Source organism: Candidatus Pelagibacter bacterium nBUS_25 (assembly GCF_051200975.1).
GTDB lineage: Bacteria > Pseudomonadota > Alphaproteobacteria > Pelagibacterales > Pelagibacteraceae > Pelagibacter.
In genome coordinates, this window is the sequence record NZ_CP172846.1 from 1107660 (window position 1) to 1124231 (window position 16572).

19 protein-coding genes and 1 riboswitch are annotated in these 16572 nt (G+C 29.6%); of the genes, 9 read left to right on the forward strand and 10 right to left on the reverse strand.

Annotation, left to right across the window (positions count from 1 at the left end; translation table 11 throughout):
- Positions 1–6: 6 nt before the first annotated feature.
- From ACIJYH_RS05915 to ACIJYH_RS05940, 6 genes are all read right to left on the reverse strand, one after another.
- Positions 7–795, reverse strand: coding sequence for a cytochrome c oxidase subunit 3 (locus ACIJYH_RS05915; protein WP_435162686.1), 789 nt, complete (start codon positions 793–795; stop codon positions 7–9).
- A gap of 9 nt (positions 796–804) precedes the next feature.
- Complete coding sequence (locus tag ACIJYH_RS05920; protein WP_435164265.1) at positions 805–1335, reverse strand: cytochrome c oxidase assembly protein; 531 nt, start codon at positions 1333–1335, stop codon at positions 805–807.
- Positions 1336–1456: 121 nt separating this feature from the next.
- Positions 1457–2368 (reverse strand): heme o synthase, encoded by a 912-nt coding sequence (gene cyoE / locus ACIJYH_RS05925; RefSeq protein WP_435162687.1) that lies wholly within the window; start codon positions 2366–2368, stop codon positions 1457–1459.
- 31 nt (positions 2369–2399) lie between these two features.
- A complete protein-coding gene (gene ctaD, locus ACIJYH_RS05930) occupies positions 2400–4034 on the reverse strand; it encodes a cytochrome c oxidase subunit I (protein ID WP_435085535.1) in 1635 nt (544 codons plus the stop codon).
- A 1-nt stretch (position 4035) separates the two neighbouring features.
- A complete protein-coding gene (gene coxB / locus ACIJYH_RS05935) occupies positions 4036–4851 on the reverse strand; it encodes a cytochrome c oxidase subunit II (protein WP_435162688.1) in 816 nt (271 codons plus the stop codon).
- A gap of 60 nt (positions 4852–4911) precedes the next feature.
- Positions 4912–5613 (reverse strand): RsmE family RNA methyltransferase, encoded by a 702-nt coding sequence (locus ACIJYH_RS05940; protein WP_435162689.1) that lies wholly within the window; start codon positions 5611–5613, stop codon positions 4912–4914.
- A gap of 16 nt (positions 5614–5629) precedes the next feature.
- Here ACIJYH_RS05940 and ACIJYH_RS05945 point away from each other — a divergent pair, with 16 nt between their 5' ends.
- Complete coding sequence (locus tag ACIJYH_RS05945; protein ID WP_435162690.1) at positions 5630–6301, forward strand: haloacid dehalogenase type II; 672 nt, start codon at positions 5630–5632, stop codon at positions 6299–6301.
- A gap of 2 nt (positions 6302–6303) precedes the next feature.
- On the opposite strand, the gene ACIJYH_RS05950 is transcribed toward ACIJYH_RS05945, so the two are convergent.
- Positions 6304–7365 carry a homocysteine S-methyltransferase family protein gene (locus tag ACIJYH_RS05950; RefSeq protein WP_435162691.1) on the reverse strand — a complete coding sequence of 354 codons (1062 nt, stop codon included), beginning with the start codon at positions 7363–7365 and terminating at the stop codon, positions 6304–6306.
- A 131-nt stretch (positions 7366–7496) separates the two neighbouring features.
- Positions 7497–7562, reverse strand: a riboswitch (SAM riboswitch).
- Between the two features lie 147 nt (positions 7563–7709).
- Positions 7710–8069, reverse strand: coding sequence for a winged helix-turn-helix transcriptional regulator (locus ACIJYH_RS05955; RefSeq protein WP_435096232.1), 360 nt, complete (start codon positions 8067–8069; stop codon positions 7710–7712).
- Between the two features lie 128 nt (positions 8070–8197).
- On the opposite strand from ACIJYH_RS05955, the gene ACIJYH_RS05960 reads away from it, so the two are divergent.
- The 3 genes from ACIJYH_RS05960 to ACIJYH_RS05970 are packed head-to-tail and all read left to right on the forward strand — an operon-like array spanning position 8198 to position 10288.
- On the forward strand, positions 8198–8437 hold the full coding sequence (locus ACIJYH_RS05960) for a CDGSH iron-sulfur domain-containing protein (RefSeq protein ID WP_435162692.1): 240 nt from the start codon (positions 8198–8200) through the stop codon (positions 8435–8437).
- Positions 8438–8473: 36 nt separating this feature from the next.
- Positions 8474–9310 carry a pirin family protein gene (locus ACIJYH_RS05965; RefSeq protein WP_435162693.1) on the forward strand — a complete coding sequence of 279 codons (837 nt, stop codon included), beginning with the start codon at positions 8474–8476 and terminating at the stop codon, positions 9308–9310.
- Between the two features lie 3 nt (positions 9311–9313).
- Positions 9314–10288: a quinone oxidoreductase family protein gene (locus ACIJYH_RS05970; RefSeq protein ID WP_435162694.1), complete on the forward strand. Its 975-nt coding sequence runs from the start codon at positions 9314–9316 to the stop codon at positions 10286–10288.
- Here the strand turns inward: ACIJYH_RS05970 and ACIJYH_RS05975 are convergent.
- Positions 10281–10685, reverse strand: a complete 405-nt coding sequence (locus tag ACIJYH_RS05975) for a DUF2721 domain-containing protein (RefSeq protein WP_435096247.1) — start codon at positions 10683–10685, stop codon at positions 10281–10283. The genes ACIJYH_RS05970 and ACIJYH_RS05975 overlap by 8 nt on opposite strands.
- Before the next feature lie 49 nt (positions 10686–10734).
- On the opposite strand from ACIJYH_RS05975, the gene ubiA reads away from it, so the two are divergent.
- The 5 genes from ubiA to ACIJYH_RS06000 are packed head-to-tail and all read left to right on the forward strand — an operon-like array spanning position 10735 to position 16363.
- On the forward strand, positions 10735–11601 hold the full coding sequence (ubiA, locus tag ACIJYH_RS05980) for a 4-hydroxybenzoate octaprenyltransferase (RefSeq protein WP_435162695.1): 867 nt from the start codon (positions 10735–10737) through the stop codon (positions 11599–11601).
- A 4-nt stretch (positions 11602–11605) separates the two neighbouring features.
- Entirely contained in the window at positions 11606–13348 is a 1743-nt protein-coding gene (locus tag ACIJYH_RS05985; RefSeq protein WP_435162696.1) for an ABC transporter ATP-binding protein, read from the forward strand.
- Positions 13348–14586: a 3-deoxy-D-manno-octulosonic acid transferase gene (locus tag ACIJYH_RS05990; RefSeq protein ID WP_435164268.1), complete on the forward strand. Its 1239-nt coding sequence runs from the start codon at positions 13348–13350 to the stop codon at positions 14584–14586. The genes ACIJYH_RS05985 and ACIJYH_RS05990 overlap by 1 nt, the downstream gene beginning before the upstream one ends.
- Positions 14583–15506, forward strand: a complete 924-nt coding sequence (gene lpxK, locus ACIJYH_RS05995; RefSeq protein WP_435162697.1) for a tetraacyldisaccharide 4'-kinase — start codon at positions 14583–14585, stop codon at positions 15504–15506. Before ACIJYH_RS05990 ends, lpxK begins: the two co-directional genes overlap by 4 nt.
- Positions 15503–16363, forward strand: a complete 861-nt coding sequence (locus ACIJYH_RS06000) for a lysophospholipid acyltransferase family protein (protein WP_435162698.1) — start codon at positions 15503–15505, stop codon at positions 16361–16363. Before lpxK ends, ACIJYH_RS06000 begins: the two co-directional genes overlap by 4 nt.
- Here ACIJYH_RS06000 and ACIJYH_RS06005 read toward each other — a convergent pair.
- Positions 16360–16560 (reverse strand): DUF2093 domain-containing protein, encoded by a 201-nt coding sequence (locus ACIJYH_RS06005; protein ID WP_435162699.1) that lies wholly within the window; start codon positions 16558–16560, stop codon positions 16360–16362. The two genes, ACIJYH_RS06000 and ACIJYH_RS06005, sit on opposite strands and share 4 nt — an antisense overlap.
- Positions 16561–16572: the final 12 nt, after the last annotated feature.

A 16572-nucleotide genomic window follows, 5' to 3' on the forward strand; every position in this document is an offset into this window, starting at 1 on the left:
TAAATATTAACTTCCCCAAATATATATAGCTGCAAATAAAAATAACCAAACCACGTCAACAAAATGCCAGTACCAAGCTGCTGCCTCAAATCCAAAATGATGATCTTTATTAAAATGGCCAAGTTTACCTCTCCACAAACATACTGCTAAAAATATTGTGCCTATTACAACATGAAAACCATGAAAACCTGTTGCCATATAGAAAACTGCTCCATAAATATGCCCTGAATAATCAAAGGTAGCATGATGATATTCGTATGCCTGAAGTAAAGTAAAACAGAAACCTAAAATGACTGTCAATGTAAGACCTTGAATAAAACTTTTTCTATCATCTTCCAATAATGCGTGATGAGACCAAGTAACTGTTGTTCCTGATAATAGTAAAATAAGTGTGTTGATTAAAGGAATATCCCATGGATCAAAAGTTTCTATATCCTTTGGTGGCCAAACATTCCCAACAAACTCATTTGGAAATAAACTGATATCAAAATATGCCCAAAACCAGGCAACAAAAAACATAACCTCTGATGCAATGAACAATGTCATTCCATATCTATGGTGAATTTGAACAACAGGAGTATGATGTCCTTGATGTTCTGCCTCTATCACAACATCTCTAAACCACATGTAAGCACCATAAAGCACAAGAGCAAAACCTAGGTACATTCCCCATGAAACATCATTATGCATATAATAAATTGTTCCAATTGCTAATACCAAGCAAGAAAATGATACGTAGATAGGCCAAGGACTTGGGTCTACTAAATGATAATCATGTTTTTTTTCAGCTGACATTTTTCGTGATTATGATTGTTTATAGTAATCTGTCGAGAAAAAAGTGTACGACATAGTTACATCCTCTAAATTTTTAGTAGTTGGGTCATTAACTAGCTCAGGATCTAAATAAAAAGTCATTACGTAAGTGGCTTTCTCTCCTGCTTTTAGTTCTTGTTTCTCAAAGCAAAAACAACCCAGTTTGCTATAATATTTTCCAAAACTTGATGGTGAAACATTAAAGCTTGCCACTCCATAAGTTGTTTCATTACCATAGTTTTCGACTTCAAACTCTATTCTGTTCACTTCGCCTACCTTAACATCAATAACATTTGATTTAGCTTTAAAATCCCAAGTAAGATTGTTTACATTAGTATCAAACCTAACACTGACAACTTTGTCTAGTACTATATTTGGGGATTCTTTGGATACCTGAGTAGTTCCTCCAAAACCAGTTATTCGACAGAACATGTCATAAAGAGGTACGGCCGCAAATGAAAGACCAAGCATAAGGAAAAAAATTCCACCAAGCAAAATTGGAGTTAAAGTTTTTTTTCTCATCATAGTTGTCTATCAAAAACTCCTACATTGTATAAAGTAAACACAAAAAGAAAAACCATAAATGCCAGAATTACTACCGCAGTTAAAATATTTTTTTTCTTAGTTTTTTTATCTGGAGTTATCATAAAATTTTATCAATTAAAAAAAGAACAAAAATCAAAAATAAATATAAAATTGAATACCCAAATATAGATTTTGCTTTTTTTGCACTAAATTTATTTTTCTTAAAATTATATAGTTCAAAACATAAAAAATTATAGTAAAAAGTTAAAATTAAAGATGGAATTAAAAAAATTAATCCCACAAAATCAATTGCATAAGGCATCACAATCACAGGCACCATTATCAAAGAATAAATAAAAATATTTAATTTAGTGCTTTCAATTCCATTTGTTAATGGAAGCATTGGAATTTTTGCTTTTTTATAGTCATCAGATTTATAGAGGCTTAATGCCCAAAAATGAGATGGTGTCCAAAAGAAAATTATCAAAAAGAATGTTAAGGGTTCTAATGAAAGAGTATTTGTAGCAATGGTCCAGCCAATAACTGGTGGCAAAGCTCCTGCGGCCCCCCCAATAACTATGTTCTGTGGAGTTTTTCTTTTTAACCAAATTGTGTAAACCAACACATAAAACAAGATAGTAAATAATAATAAACTAGCTGATATTCTGTTAGCAAAAAAATCAAGAGCAATTACTGAAAACACTGAAAGAGCAATACCAAAAACCAAAGCCTGGTTTTTATTAACTTTTCCAGTTGGTATTGGTCTAAGACAGGTTCTTGACATTAACGCATCAAGATCAAATTCATACCACATGTTTAATGCTCCAGCTGCTCCAGCACCAATAGATACCAAAATGATTCCAATAATTGCATCTTTGGTTGGAATAATGTTTGGTGCCATTAACAAACCAACAGCACATGTAAAGATTACTAGTGACATCACTCTTGGCTTCATTAGCTTAAAGAGTTCTGAAAAATTAAAAACGTCTTCTTGACTTAAGTTTCTATTTTTTAATTTAGACTTGATCATTTTTTTTAGTGTGAAAAATCTAAATTATTTTTTAACTGCTAGATTTTTCAAGACTTTCTTCATCTTCAAACTTTGGTAATTCATCAAAAGTGTGAAAATTAGGTGGTGATGGTACTGTCCACTCTAAAGTCGTAGCACCCTCTCCATAAGGATTTTGGGCTGCAGCTTTTTTTTTTGAGAATGAATAAATTAAATTTACAAAAAATACTAATAAACCTATTACTGATATGTAAGATCCAATAGATGAAACATAGTTCCATCCAGCAAATGCATCAGGGTAATCAGCATATCTTCTTGGCATACCAGCTAAACCTAAGAAGTGTTGTGGAAAGAACACTAAATTAACTCCGATAAAAGTAAGCCAGAAATGTAATTGTCCTAAAAATTCCGAATATTCATATCCAGACATTTTTCCAAACCAATAATAAAAACCTGCAAAGATCGCAAATACTGCTCCTAAAGATAATACATAATGAAAATGTGCAACAACATAGTAAGTGTCATGCATTGCGGTATCAACACCTGCATTTGCAAGAACAACGCCTGTTACACCACCAACAGTAAATAAAAATATAAATCCTAAAGCCCAAACCATTGGAGTTTTAAATGAAATAGATCCTCCCCACATTGTAGCTATCCAAGAAAATATTTTGATACCCGTTGGAACAGCAATGATCATAGTAGCTGCCAAGAAATAAGCTTTAGTGTCTGTACTTAAACCAACTGTGTACATGTGGTGAGCCCAAACTACAAAACCTACAATTCCAATTGCAACCATTGCATAAGCCATTCCTAAGTAGCCAAAGACAGGTTTTTTTGAAAATGTAGAAACAATATGACTAATCATTCCAAAGCCTGGTAAAATCAAAATATAAACTTCGGGGTGACCAAAGAACCAAAATAAATGTTGGAATAAAACTGGATCCCCTCCTGTTTGTGCATCAAAAAAGGCAGTACCAAAATTTCTATCCGTTAAAAGCATTGTAATTGCACCAGCTAAAACTGGTAATGACAATAATAGTAAGAAAGCTGTAACTAAAATAGACCAAGCAAATAAAGGCATTTTGTGAAGCGTCATGCCTGGTGTTCTCATATTTAAAATTGTAGTAATAAAGTTTACTGCGCCTAAAATTGAAGATGCTCCAGCCAAGTGTAAACTTAAAATAGCAAAGTCCATTGCAGGCCCTGGTTGCCCAGCTTTAGATGATAAAGGTGGATATATAGTCCAACCCCCACCAACTCCTGTTTGACCTGGAGGGCCATCCATAAAAATTGAAAGTATTAATAAAATAAATGAAGTTGGTAATAACCAAAATGAAATATTGTTCATTCTTGGAAAAGCCATATCAGGTGCACCAATCATTATTGGAACAAACCAGTTGCCAAATCCACCTATCATTGCAGGCATCACCATAAAGAAAATCATGATCAATCCATGACCTGTAACTAAAACATTATATAAATGATAATTACCACCTAAAATACCATCACCAGGATGCATCAATTCCATTCTCATTAAAACTGAAAACGCAGTACCAATTACACCTGCAACAATTGCAAATATTAAGTACATTGTTCCAATGTCTTTATGATTAGTTGAATAAGCCCAACGCTTCCAACCAGTTGGTGTGTGATGATCGTCGTGTGATGCTGTTTGTGTATACATATTAGTTACTCGCTAGTTTTATATTTTCGTTTTCTAATAACGGTTCTTTTGCAAATTTAATTTTTGCACCTGTTAGCCATTCAGCATAATCTGCCTCTGACACAACTCTTACAGTAATTGGCATAAAAGCATGTTTAATTCCACAAAGCTCAGAACATTGTCCGTAGTAAGTTCCAACTTTTTCAGCTTTAAACCATGTTTCATTAATTCTTCCTGGAACTGCATCTCTCTTAACACCAAATGATGGTAATGCCCAAGCATGTAAAACATCATTTGCTGTAATTAAAACCTTAACTACTTTATTAACCGGAACAACAACTTCATGATCTACTGACAAAAGTCTTGGTTGATTTTCTTTTAAGTCTTTTGTCTCAATCATATATGAGTCAAAAATAATATTTTCATCTGGATACTCATAACCCCAATACCACTGGTAACCTATAGCCTTAACCGTAACATCTGCTTTTGGAATAGTATCTTGTTTGTATAAAATTTTGAAGGATGGTACTGCTATAACAATTAGAATTAAGCATGGAATTAAAGTCCACAACACTTCGATTGCAACATTATGTGTTGTCTTTGATGGATTTGGATTTCTTGAAGCTCTAAATCTAATAGACACGTAAATCATCAAAAATAATACAAAGACACTGATTGCAATTATAATAGGTAGTAACAAATTATCATGAAAATTAACTATATCCCTCATTGACTGGGATGCAGCATTTTGAAAACCTAGTTGCCAATCTTTTGGTTGATTAGCAATCGCGTTTGATGAATAAAAAATAGCTAGAAATATGTATAAAAATTTTTTCATTTGTAGACACTATATAGTTCGTCTTTTGCAAAATTACACTTTACTTTTCGCGACAAAATATCAATTTATTGCGTAATTTATGATCGATATAGCTGAAATTACAGCTGTTTCCGATCTCAGTATATTTACATTGATTTTAATTGGCTGAACATATTCAAATTTAAGAATCTGTTCTCTTTCCAATTCAGAAAAGTCTCCCTCCGGTCCAATTATTACACAAGTTGGCTTAGACGTTATTTGATCTGTATCAATTTTATTATTTTTTGAGTTTAAATCCGTAAATATTAAATCCATGTTTTTATTTTTCAAAAAAGATTCCAAAGATTGAGGGTCTTCGATTAAAGGAACGTTAATCCGATTAGATTGTTCAGTTGCTTCAATAATGACTTTTTCAACTCTCTCTTTATTGATCTTACGAACAATAGTTCGATCAAATATTATGGGTAAAAACTTTGTAACACCTAACTCTGTAGCTTTTTGAATCATAAAATTAAAATAGTTTGATTTAATGGGTGAAAAAGCAAGCCATAATTCTTTGGGGTTTTCTTTTTGTCTCAATTGATTGGTAATACTAAATTCAACAATACTTTTTGAAATACTTAAAATTTTTGCTTCCCACTCTCCACTACTATTAAATAAAGAAAAAACTTCGTTTTCTTTAACTCTCATTACTTTACTCACATAATGAGATTGTGATTTATCAAGTGTAGCTGTTAAATTAAGTGATAAACTTTCACTATAAAATAATCTAATATTACTCATTAAGATAAGTTTAATTATGAAAAATATTAAAGCAATAATTTTTGATGCATACGGCACATTATTTGATGTCAATTCAGCAGCAGAAAAATGTAAAGAAAAAATTGGTAATAAGTGGGAAGGTTTTGCAAATTATTGGAGAACAACTCAACTAGAATATACTTGGCTTAGAAGTTTGATGAAAAGACATAAAGATTTTTGGCAAGTGACTGAGGATAGTTTGGATAAGTCAATGCAAGCTTATAAAATTGACCTCTCGATGAGAAATGAGTTGTTAGATCTTTATAAAATCCTTTCTCCATTTTCTGAAGTTACAGAAGTTTTAAAATCACTTAAAGAAAAGAAATATAAACTAGCTATTCTCTCAAACGGCACACCCACCCTTCTCAATCAATTAGTTAAAAGTAATAATTTAGAAAATATTTTTGATGATATTTTTTCAATCGAAGAAGTAGGGATTTATAAACCAGACACAAAAGTTTACGATATGCCAATTAACAAATATCAAATTAAAAAAAATGAAGTTGCTTTTTTGAGTGCAAACACTTGGGATGTATCAGGTGGAGGAAATTATGGTTATAATTCTATTTGGGTAAACAGAAATAATAATATTTTTGATAAACTTGACTACCAACCAAAGTTAGAGATCAAAAACTTAAAAGATCTATTACCCAATATAAAATCTAATTAAAATTAAGCCTTATCTCCATAATCAGTCATATGTTTTGGAATTCTTTTATTTTTTCCATACATAAAATGATTTTCCATATTTTCTCTATATTTACTTGCTGGAACAGTTAATCCAACTGACTCTGCAACTTCCCTAATCAGCATTGAATTAGCTCCACAGCAAACACCAAGATAATTTATCCCTAAATCATTTGCCTCTTTTGCGAATTGACCTATTTCATATCTATTACAAAAATGTGGATCTAAAGCTGTTGGGAATGTTCTTCCATGTGGAGAAGGACAGCCACAATCGGCTCTGTCAGGCAAATTAAAAAAAGTTGGAAATTTTTCATTGGTTCTATATGGAATTGGTAAAGCACCTACATGACATTTGACTGCTTTTCTAATCTCCTTTAAGAATGGCAACATTGTTGCTGGTCCTCTAAAACAATTTAAGCCCACAACATCAGCGCCTTTTTGTTCCAGCTCTTTACATGTATCAACTACAGACTTTCCATCTCTCATTTTATTTTCACCCATTGGTGAAATTGTTAACACAGTTGGTAAATTGGCTTTCTTCATTACTTCAAGAGCTTTAAAAGCTTCTTCAGCATAATAAAAAGTTTCACCAATTAACATATCCGCACCTTCATCAACTGCCCAACCAATCATTTCAGAAAACATGCCTTCAACTACTTTTTGAGCTTGCTTATCATCTTCCTTCCAAATATTTGAGTTAGAAATATTTCCAGCCATTAAATTTGGCTGAGATCCTTTAGGTGTATCCAAAGCAACCTTTTTTGCAATTTTTAAAGCAGAACGATTTAGCGGTTCAAGTAATTCTTCTTTACCTATAACTCGCATCTTTTCTCTATGTCCATTGTAAGTAAAGGCTTCAACAATATCAGATCCTGCATGTTGAAATTCTCTATGCAAATTTTCAAGAACTTCTGGATGATCTAAAGATACCATTGGCACAAATTCTCCAGATGCCATATATCCACGTTTCTCTATTTCAAATAAAAAACCTTCAGCACAAATCACAGGTCCTTTATCTAATCTTTCTTTTAGTATATTTGTTTTCATTTTTTCTCCAATACAGAGTTAAGAGGCTTAAACTTTGATACAAATCAAATCAATTTATTTTGAAATAGCTCTTCCCTCCATTAATTTGGAGAAAAGAAACTAATTAACCAAAGAGGGTAAAAATTAGCTCTTCTCTCCTTTTTAGTGCTTTAGCAAAATGCTGGGCGCACAATACAGTTCAAATACCCGATTTTAATTTGAGATAATTTCAAAAAAAAACCACCGGCTAAAGCGGTGGTTAAAGTGTCGCTTTAGCAGGATTTTTTAAAGCGCTCTGCAATTTAACTTAAATCAGCGCTAATCAATTGAACCACAAATAAAGAATGTTGTCAAAAGAATAAGCTTTATCTTATTCTGTTTTCTTCAAAGTTTTTATTAAGTTTTAATGAGATAGTTCTAGTATTTCTTTTATTCCAATCAGAAAAAGATTTCAAAATAGGAATTACTGATAAGCCGAATTCTGTAAGTGAATACTCAACTTTTGGAGGTACTACTTGATGAACTTTTCTATTAACAATGCCATCAGTTTCCAACTCTTTAAGTTGCTTAGATAACATTTGTTGAGTGATAGTTTTTAATACTTTTTTTAACTCATTAAATCTTACTGTCTTATTGTGAAACAGTGTAAATAGAATTCTTATTTTCCACTTACCACCAAGAAAATATATAGCTCTTTCAGCTGGGCAATTAATTAATTCTTTCATGTCACTTAAATAACTATTTTATTATAAGTATCAAGGTATGTTTTTTAATACTAGTATGATTATTTTGCGTACTTGCATAATTTGTAACAAATCATTAGTTATGTCTCAAATTAATCGAAAGGGTAAATATGACTAAAGGACAGAGTGCTGGCAATGGACCAATTGCAGTAGAAGTTGAAAAAGATAAATCTTATTATTGGTGTTCATGTGGACAATCAAAAAAACAACCATTTTGTAATGGATCACATAAAGGAACTGAGTTTACACCATTGGCATACAAGGCAAAAGAAACAAAAAAAATGTTTTTCTGTGCATGTAAACAAACTAACAATGCACCATTCTGTGATGGTTCACACAACAAAAAGTAACATTGAAATTAAAATTTTATTAACTACTTTCATGATATGAATAATATTGAAGTAAGCAAAATTATTGAACCTATTTCAGCATCTGATGGGGCTGGAGTAAAATTAAAAAGAAGTATTGGTGTTGAGCCAAATTACTTTGATCCATTCTTAATGCTAGATGAATTTGGATCTGAAAATAGTGAAGATTATATTGCAGGTTTTCCACCACACCCTCATAGAGGAATTGAAACAGTTACTTATATGTTAGCCGGAGATTTTGAACATAAAGATAGCACTGGTGGCGAAGGTAGAATGACTGCGGGAGATGTTCAGTGGATGAAAACAGGAAGTGGAATAATTCATTCTGAAATGCCAGCAATGAAAGAAGGTAAGCTTCATGGTTTTCAATTATGGGTAAACATGCCTGCTAAATTAAAGATGAGTAAGCCTGAATATATTTATATTGATGCAGATAAAATGAGTGTTCATAAAGATGAAGACAAACAAGTTAAAGTCATAGCTGGTAAATTTGAAACTGCTGAAGGCCCTGTTAAAGGTCATAACGTTGAGCCATTTTATTTTGATGTTGAATTAAATAAAGATAAAGAATTTAATTTTAAATTACCGTCAACTCATAATACTTTTATTTATTTAATTAATGGTGAAATTGAAATTGGTAAAAATAAACATGACAATGTTAAAGATAGTACCTTAATACTATTAACTAGAGGTGAGGATTTAACTGTGAAAGCTAAATCAGATGCTAAGTTTTTAGTGATTTCAGGCAAACCAATTAATGAAGAAATTGCAAGAGGCGGACCCTTTGTAATGAATACTAAAGCTGAAATCTTGCAAGCAGTACAAGATTATCATAATGATACATTTGTAAAATAAATTATGAAAGCTATAGAAATTAAAAAAAATGGTGGGCCTGAAGTTTTAGAGCTTAAAGATATTACTTTAGATAAGCCAGGTACAGACCAGGTAACAATAGAACAAAAAGCTATTGGTCTTAATTATATAGATACTTACCACAGATCAGGTTTATATCCTTTAAAAATGCCAAGCGGTTTGGGTTTGGAAGGTGCAGGTGTTATTACTGAAGTTGGAGACAATGTAAAAGATTATAAAATTGGTGATAAAGTTTCTTACGCTGGTATTCCATTAGGATCTTATTCAACACACAGAAATTACCCAACAAAAAATCTTGTAAAAGTACCAGAGGGTATTGATCTTGAGGTTGCGGCAACTTTGATGACAAAAGGTTTAACTACATTTTATTTATTACATAAAACATTTCCTGTAAATTCAGGACAAACAATTCTTTATCATGCAGCAGCTGGAGGAGTTGGTCAAATATTTGGTCAATGGGCAAAAAGTTTAGGTTGCACAGTTATAGGTACTGTTGGTTCAGATGAAAAAATAAATATAGCAAAAGAAAATGGCTACGATCATGTAATTAACTATAATAAAGAAGATTTTGCTAAAAAAGTTTTAGAGATTACAGATGGTAAAGGTGTTCCAGTGGTTTATGACGGTGTAGGTAAAGACACTTTAGATGGATCCATTGAATGTTTGGCAACAAGAGGAATGATGGTTTCATTTGGAAATGCATCAGGACCATTATCGGATATAAATGTTCCTAAAATGCTTCAGCCAAAGGGTTTATATCTTGTAAGACCTGCTATGCAGCAATACCTATCTACTAAAGAAGAGCTAGATGAAGCATCAAAAGTAATGTTTGAAAAAATTAGTTCTGGGAAAGTAAAAATAAAAATATTTAAAAAATATAAATTAGATGAAGCAGTTCGAGCTCACCAGGATTTAGAGGGAAGAAAAATTTTAGGGCCTGCAGTTATAATTCCTAATTAACATCAACATCCATATCAGCCATATGCAGCTTAAGTGCATTAGTCGAGATATGAATTTCTCTAATAAAAAAAAGAATTGAAATGATCATGGATAAACAACATGAGCCAAAAATTAATCTTGCAATAAATATTTCATTTAAATAGAGACCAAGTACAGTCATCATGTTGAACAAAAATCCAAAAGCAGCAAACATAATAGTCCATCTCAAAAGAGTGATTCTTCCACTTAAGTTAATAAATTGTTTTTTCCACTCATGAGGAATATGATTTTCATAAACGTGCTCATCATGAAGTTCTCTAATAAGCTTACTAAGTGAATGGAATCTATTACTATAGATGCTCATTAGCAAAGGAATAGCTGGAAACATTAGTGCTGTGACTGTGTAATCTATATTCATACGAATCAATTTGATTATGAAACTAGCCTTTGTTATTTACAAGTAAATTATGAACCAAATAAAGCTATTTATTGAGCTCACAAGATTAGGAAGGCCTATTGGTTTTATGCTTTTGTTTTGGCCATGTCTTTGGGGGCTTACAATAGTTTATGATTTTAATTCAGATCTATTAAATTATTTTTTTTATTCTGTGCTTTTTCTTTCAGGCTCAATATTAATGCGCTCAGCAGGATGTATAGTAAACGATATAGCAGATAAAAATTTTGATAAAAAAGTTGAAAGAACTAAAAATAGACCCATTGCATCTGATAAAGTTTCTATAAAGCTTGCATCAGTATATGCTTTGTTTTTATGTGGCATTGCTTTTTTAGTTCTAATTAATTTTAACTATTTTACGATCTTGATGGCTTTAATCTCGATGCCATTAGCTTTTACGTATCCATTAATGAAAAGAATTACTTATTGGCCACAATTATTTCTAGGAATTACATTTAATTATGGGTTAATTTTAGCCTGGATTTCTATTTCAAACGAAATTTCCATAGTTCCAGTTATATTTTATCTTGGAGCCATATTTTGGACACTAGGCTACGACACAATTTATGGGTTTCAAGATATTAAAGATGATGAGATAATAGGAGTGAAATCAACTTCAATAAAGTTTAAAAATGATCCGAAAAAATTTTTGTATATTTCATACTCTTTATTTATCATATCCTTGTTTTTAGTTGGGATATTAATGCAATTTAAGATCTATTATTTTTTATTCATGATAATTCCAATTATACACCTATTAGTATTTCAGATTAAAAAATTAGATACAAATTTATCTAATGATTGTTTAACTAAATTTAAAAGTAATAATTTGTTAGGGCTAATAATTTTTATCAATATTATTATTGGAAAAATAATATAAACAAATGATAAAATCAAAAATATTCAAAAGACTTTATCAAGACTATACAAAAAAATTTATTAGTAAAATTTTATTAGCTGCTCTTTTTTCAATAATAGTTGCTTTAAGTACTTCGGCAACAGCATGGCTTTTGGATCCAGCTATAGAAAAAATATTCATTAACAAAGATCAAACTTTAATTATCTTAATTCCACTTGCAATTATTATTGCCTTTGGTGCAAAAGGTATTTCTCTTTATTTTGCAAAACTACTAATGATTAATGTATCTGAGGAAATTAAAAAAATTTTACAAACAGATATGTTAAAATCTTTTATTAAGGCTGATACTGAAATTATTGAAAGTAAACACTCAGGTAAATATATTTCAAATTTAAATTTCGATGTAAATCAAATCACAAGAATGTTAGCGGAAGCATTTCTAACTATTTTCAAAGATGGTCTTACATTAATAGGATTACTTTGTGTAATGTTTTTGCAAAACTGGAAGCTTTCCTTAATTGCAATTATCATGATTCCACTTGCCTCTATCACTGCAAAAATCTTAGGAAAAAGAATGAGTAAAATTTCAACTCAGGCACAAGAAAAATCTGGAGATTTGAACAGATATTTGATTGACCTTTTTAAAAATCATAAAATTATTAAGATTTTTCAAAGAGAAAATTATGAAGAAAATAGATCTGAGTCATTTGTTAATGATTTGAAAGAAAAATCTGTAAAAATTTCAGCTGTATATATTAGATCAGCACCAGTGATGGAAATATTAACAGGTATAATGATTGCAATTTTGATATTTTATTCGGGAAAATTGATCATTAGTGGTGAGCTAGCAATTAACAATTTTTTTTCATTTCTTGCAGCAATGATGCTGGCATATCAGCCTGTAAAATCACTTACAAAAGTTAATATTGCTATTGCACAAGGTTTTGCCGCTGCAGAAAGAATTCTTCCAATTATAGATATTAAAAATGAAATCAATTTAAATGAGGACAAAGATAAATTAAATGTTTCAGAGGGAGGTATAGTTTTTGAAAACGTTAACTTTACCTACAAATCTAATTTAGCAAATAAGGTTCTACAAAATATTTCTACAAACTTTGCTGGTGGTAAAATGACAGCTCTAGTGGGCCATAGTGGATCAGGTAAATCAACATTATTAAATATGATACCAAGAATTTATGCTCCAACTTCAGGAAGTATACGTTTAGATGATCAAGATATATCAAAATTTAATTTAGGATCTTTAAGAAGCCAAATATCAATAGTAGATCAAAACACTACATTATTTGACGACTCAGTTTTGAACAACATTAAATATGCTAGACCAGAGGCTAGCAATGAAGAGGTTTTGGAGGCTGCAAAACAATCCATGTGTAAAGAGTTTATTGATAATTTAGAGAATGGTTTTGAAACCATGATTGGTGAAAATGGAGTAAAATTATCTGGTGGAGAAAAACAAAGACTATCCATAGCGAGGGCTTTCTTAAAGAAAAGTAAAATAATATTATTAGACGAGGCGACCTCATCATTAGACTCTGAAACTGAAGAAAAAATTCAAAAAGCCTTAAGTCAGTTAATTTTAAATAAAACTACTATTGTAATTGCACACAGGTTATCAACAATTCTTGATTCAGATAATATATATGTAATCGATAATGGTAAAATTATTGACTCGGGAAAGCATGAGGAACTTTTAGTTCAATCAAAAGTTTATAAAAATTTTTATGAACGACAAATTAAAAAACATTGATGTATTTTTTTTACAACATAGTTGCAAACTTAATAATTATAATATCACCTGTAATCATTTTTTTTCGAGTAATAAAAGGTAAAGAAGATCTAAAAAGAGTTCAAGAAAAATTTTGTATATATTCTCAAAAAGAAAATAAAAAAAAAATTTGGGTACATGCGGCTAGTGTTGGTGAACTAATGAGTATAGTTCCAGTTATTAGAAAATTAGAAAAAAATAAAAAAATAAATAATATTTTATTAACAACATCAACAACTAGCTCTGCAAAAATTTTTAAAAAACTTGGATTAAAAAAAACAACACATGTATATTTCCCATTAGATAATAATTATATTGTAAAAAAGTTCATTAAATACTGGCAACCAGAATTGGCAATTTTCATAGATTTAGAAATATGGCCTAATATAATCAAAAATTTACATTTGAAGAATATTCCAATCATAATTATGAATGCCAGAATTACAGAGCGTAGTTTTAACAGGTGGCAAATTTTTCCAAATTTTGCAAAACAAGTATTTAGCAAAATATCATTAGCATTGCCTCAAAATTTAGAGACCCTGAAGTATCTCAAATTATTAAAAGTTAAGAATGTTAAGGTTGCTGGTAATTTAAAATATTTTGGTGAGATAAATAGTCAAGATCGTGCTAACAAACTATTAAAAGATAAGTTCAAAAACGTTAAAGTATGGTGTGCTGCCAGCACACACAATACTGAAGAGATATTGGTTGGTAAATTACATAAAAATTTAAAAAAAAAAGAAAAAAAATTAATCACTATTATAATTCCAAGACATATTAGTAGAGCTGGTAAAATAATAGATGAATTAAATATTCTTGGTCTTAAAACTATCGCTCATTCTTCTAAGAAAGAAATACAAAAAGACACAGATATATATTTAGTTGATAGTTACGGTGAGTCATCTAAGTTTTATGACTTAACTAATGTAGCTTTTATTGGTGGTTCAATAATCAAACATGGCGGTCAAAACCCTCTTGAACCTGCAAGATTAGGGAATTACATTATAAATGGACCCAATGTAAGAAACTTCAAAGAAATATATGCTTTTTTGAATAAACTTAAAATGTCATCGCAAACCTCTAATATTGTAACAATGGAAAAGATAATATTTAAAAAATTAAACACTAAAAATACCAATCAAAATATAGAAAAAATTATAAAAATAGGAAATGCTGTACTTGAAAAAAATTTATTTTATGTAAATAAATATTTAATATGAAATTAATCAAACCAAAATTTTGGCAAACAAAAAATTTTATTTCATTTATACTTTACCCTCTATCTCTAGCTACATATTTAATTAATATTTCAAAATTACTTTTAATTAAGAAAAGATTTGCAATTAAAACTATATGTATTGGTAATATTTTTGTAGGTGGTACAGGCAAAACATCTTTAGCAATTGAAATAAATGAATTACTAAATAATAAATTTAAAACAATATTTATTAAAAAAAAATATAAAAATCAGGTAGACGAAATAAATTTGTTAAGAAATAAAGGAGAGATTATATTGTCCAATAATAGAGAAAATGCTCTATTAACAGCTTCAAAAAAAAATTTCGAAGTAGCAATACTAGATGATGGATTACAACAAAAAAACATTTGTTATGATCTAAAAATTGTATGCTTTAATTCTGAAGATGCACTTGGAAATGAATTTATGCTTCCAGCTGGGCCATTAAGAGAGAATGTAAATGCGATTAATAAATATGATTTAATCTTTATAAATGGAGAAAGAAAAAATTATAAACTTTTAACTAAGTTAAAATCTATCAATAAAAAATTGAGAATATTTGAAGGAAAATACAAGCCATTAAATTTAAAAAAATTTAATTTAAATAAAAAATATTTAATGTTTTGTGGTATTGGAAATCCACATGAATTTGAAAAAACTTTAGTTAAATATAAATTCGATATTTGTGAAAAAATAATTTTTCCTGATCATCATAAACTTACAAAAATTGAACTAAAAGAGTTAAAAGACAAAGCCAAAAAGGGAAATTTTACAATAGTAACAACGGAAAAAGATTTTTTCCGATTAAGTAAAATTGAAAGAAAAAATATAAAATTTTTGAAAATAAAGTTAGAAATTAATGATAAAAAAAATTTTCAAAAAACTTTGATATCAAAATTATGAAAAAATTAGCTTATCTTATAGAATTTATTTTAATTAAAATTTTGTTTATTTTATTTAAATTAATTGGTTATCGATTTTCATCAAATTTGGGTTTTTTTATTGGAAAAACAATAGGTCCAATATTTAGATCAAAAAAATTAATCATTCAGAATTTAAGTAAGGCAAATATTAAAAGCCACGACAGTCCCAATAAAATTGCCTCAAATGTTCTAGGTAATTATGGGAGAATTTTTGCTGAATACGTCTATTTAGAAAAATTTAGAAATAATGAGTTAAAAAAATATATCTCAATAGAAGGACTCGAATATCTAGAAAATTTAAAAACGAACAATAAAAAAGCTGTTTTTATATCTGGTCATTTTAATAATTTTGAACTGATGGCAATGGAAATTGAAAAGGCTGGTATTGAACTTGCTACAATCTATAGGCCATTAAATAATATCTTTTTAAATAAGACTATGGAAAAAATTAGAAAAGAAAATATTTGCAGAAACCAAATTAAAAAAGGAAGAGCTGGAAGTCGTGAGATAATTAAGAATTTGATTAAAGGTAAATCAATAGCCTTAATGATTGACCAAAGGGTTAGAGAGGGTGAAAAAGTAAAATTTTTTGATAATCTTGCAACAACTACAACCATACCTGCTCAACTAATAAAAAAATATAATTGCGAATTAGTTCCTATTTATATTGAACGAAATAAGAAAAATTATTTTAAAATTTACGTTTCAAAACCAATCAAGGTAAATAAAACAAAATCTATCTTGGAAATTACTGAATTTCTTAATAAAATTCTTGAAAAAATGATTTTAAAAAATGTAGAACAGTGGATATGGACCCACGATAGATGGAAAAGTTAATTATTTTTTTCATCTTTTTCTCTTTTAATTGAAGACTCAACATAGGAAAAATAAGCCTCTTGTTTCTCTACATTCCAATAATTTAAATTTTCTAAAGGTATTATCTTTTGTGAAATAGCACAAATTACGTGGTCACCTTCTTCAATAATTTGGAAATTATTTGGCATATATTTTAATTTAGCTAATTTATTTTTCATCTATAAGATATA

What these genes read in the sequence shown, in the direction of transcription:
- ACIJYH_RS05960 (WP_435162692.1), top strand. Translation starts at nt 8,198, where the DNA reads ATGACTAAAGGACAGAGTGCTGGCAATGGACCAATTGCAGTAGAAGTT.
- ACIJYH_RS05990 (WP_435164268.1), top strand. Translation starts at nt 13,348, where the DNA reads ATGTATTTTTTTTACAACATAGTTGCAAACTTAATAATTATAATATCA.
- ACIJYH_RS05940 (WP_435162689.1), bottom strand. Translation starts at nt 5,613, where the DNA reads ATGAGTAATATTAGATTATTTTATAGTGAAAGTTTATCACTTAATTTA.
- cyoE (WP_435162687.1), bottom strand. Translation starts at nt 2,368, where the DNA reads ATGATCAAGTCTAAATTAAAAAATAGAAACTTAAGTCAAGAAGACGTT.
- lpxK (WP_435162697.1), top strand. Translation starts at nt 14,583, where the DNA reads ATGAAATTAATCAAACCAAAATTTTGGCAAACAAAAAATTTTATTTCA.
- ubiA (WP_435162695.1), top strand. Translation starts at nt 10,735, where the DNA reads ATGAACCAAATAAAGCTATTTATTGAGCTCACAAGATTAGGAAGGCCT.
- ACIJYH_RS06000 (WP_435162698.1), top strand. Translation starts at nt 15,503, where the DNA reads ATGAAAAAATTAGCTTATCTTATAGAATTTATTTTAATTAAAATTTTG.
- ACIJYH_RS05975 (WP_435096247.1), bottom strand. Translation starts at nt 10,685, where the DNA reads ATGAATATAGATTACACAGTCACAGCACTAATGTTTCCAGCTATTCCT.
- ctaD (WP_435085535.1), bottom strand. Translation starts at nt 4,034, where the DNA reads ATGTATACACAAACAGCATCACACGACGATCATCACACACCAACTGGT.
- ACIJYH_RS05955 (WP_435096232.1), bottom strand. Translation starts at nt 8,069, where the DNA reads ATGAAAGAATTAATTAATTGCCCAGCTGAAAGAGCTATATATTTTCTT.
- ACIJYH_RS05950 (WP_435162691.1), bottom strand. Translation starts at nt 7,365, where the DNA reads ATGAAAACAAATATACTAAAAGAAAGATTAGATAAAGGACCTGTGATT.
- coxB (WP_435162688.1), bottom strand. Translation starts at nt 4,851, where the DNA reads ATGAAAAAATTTTTATACATATTTCTAGCTATTTTTTATTCATCAAAC.
- ACIJYH_RS05965 (WP_435162693.1), top strand. Translation starts at nt 8,474, where the DNA reads ATGAATAATATTGAAGTAAGCAAAATTATTGAACCTATTTCAGCATCT.
- ACIJYH_RS05970 (WP_435162694.1), top strand. Translation starts at nt 9,314, where the DNA reads ATGAAAGCTATAGAAATTAAAAAAAATGGTGGGCCTGAAGTTTTAGAG.
- ACIJYH_RS05920 (WP_435164265.1), bottom strand. Translation starts at nt 1,335, where the DNA reads ATGAGAAAAAAAACTTTAACTCCAATTTTGCTTGGTGGAATTTTTTTC.
- ACIJYH_RS05915 (WP_435162686.1), bottom strand. Translation starts at nt 795, where the DNA reads ATGTCAGCTGAAAAAAAACATGATTATCATTTAGTAGACCCAAGTCCT.
- ACIJYH_RS05945 (WP_435162690.1), top strand. Translation starts at nt 5,630, where the DNA reads ATGAAAAATATTAAAGCAATAATTTTTGATGCATACGGCACATTATTT.
- ACIJYH_RS05985 (WP_435162696.1), top strand. Translation starts at nt 11,606, where the DNA reads ATGATAAAATCAAAAATATTCAAAAGACTTTATCAAGACTATACAAAA.
- ACIJYH_RS06005 (WP_435162699.1), bottom strand. Translation starts at nt 16,560, where the DNA reads ATGAAAAATAAATTAGCTAAATTAAAATATATGCCAAATAATTTCCAA.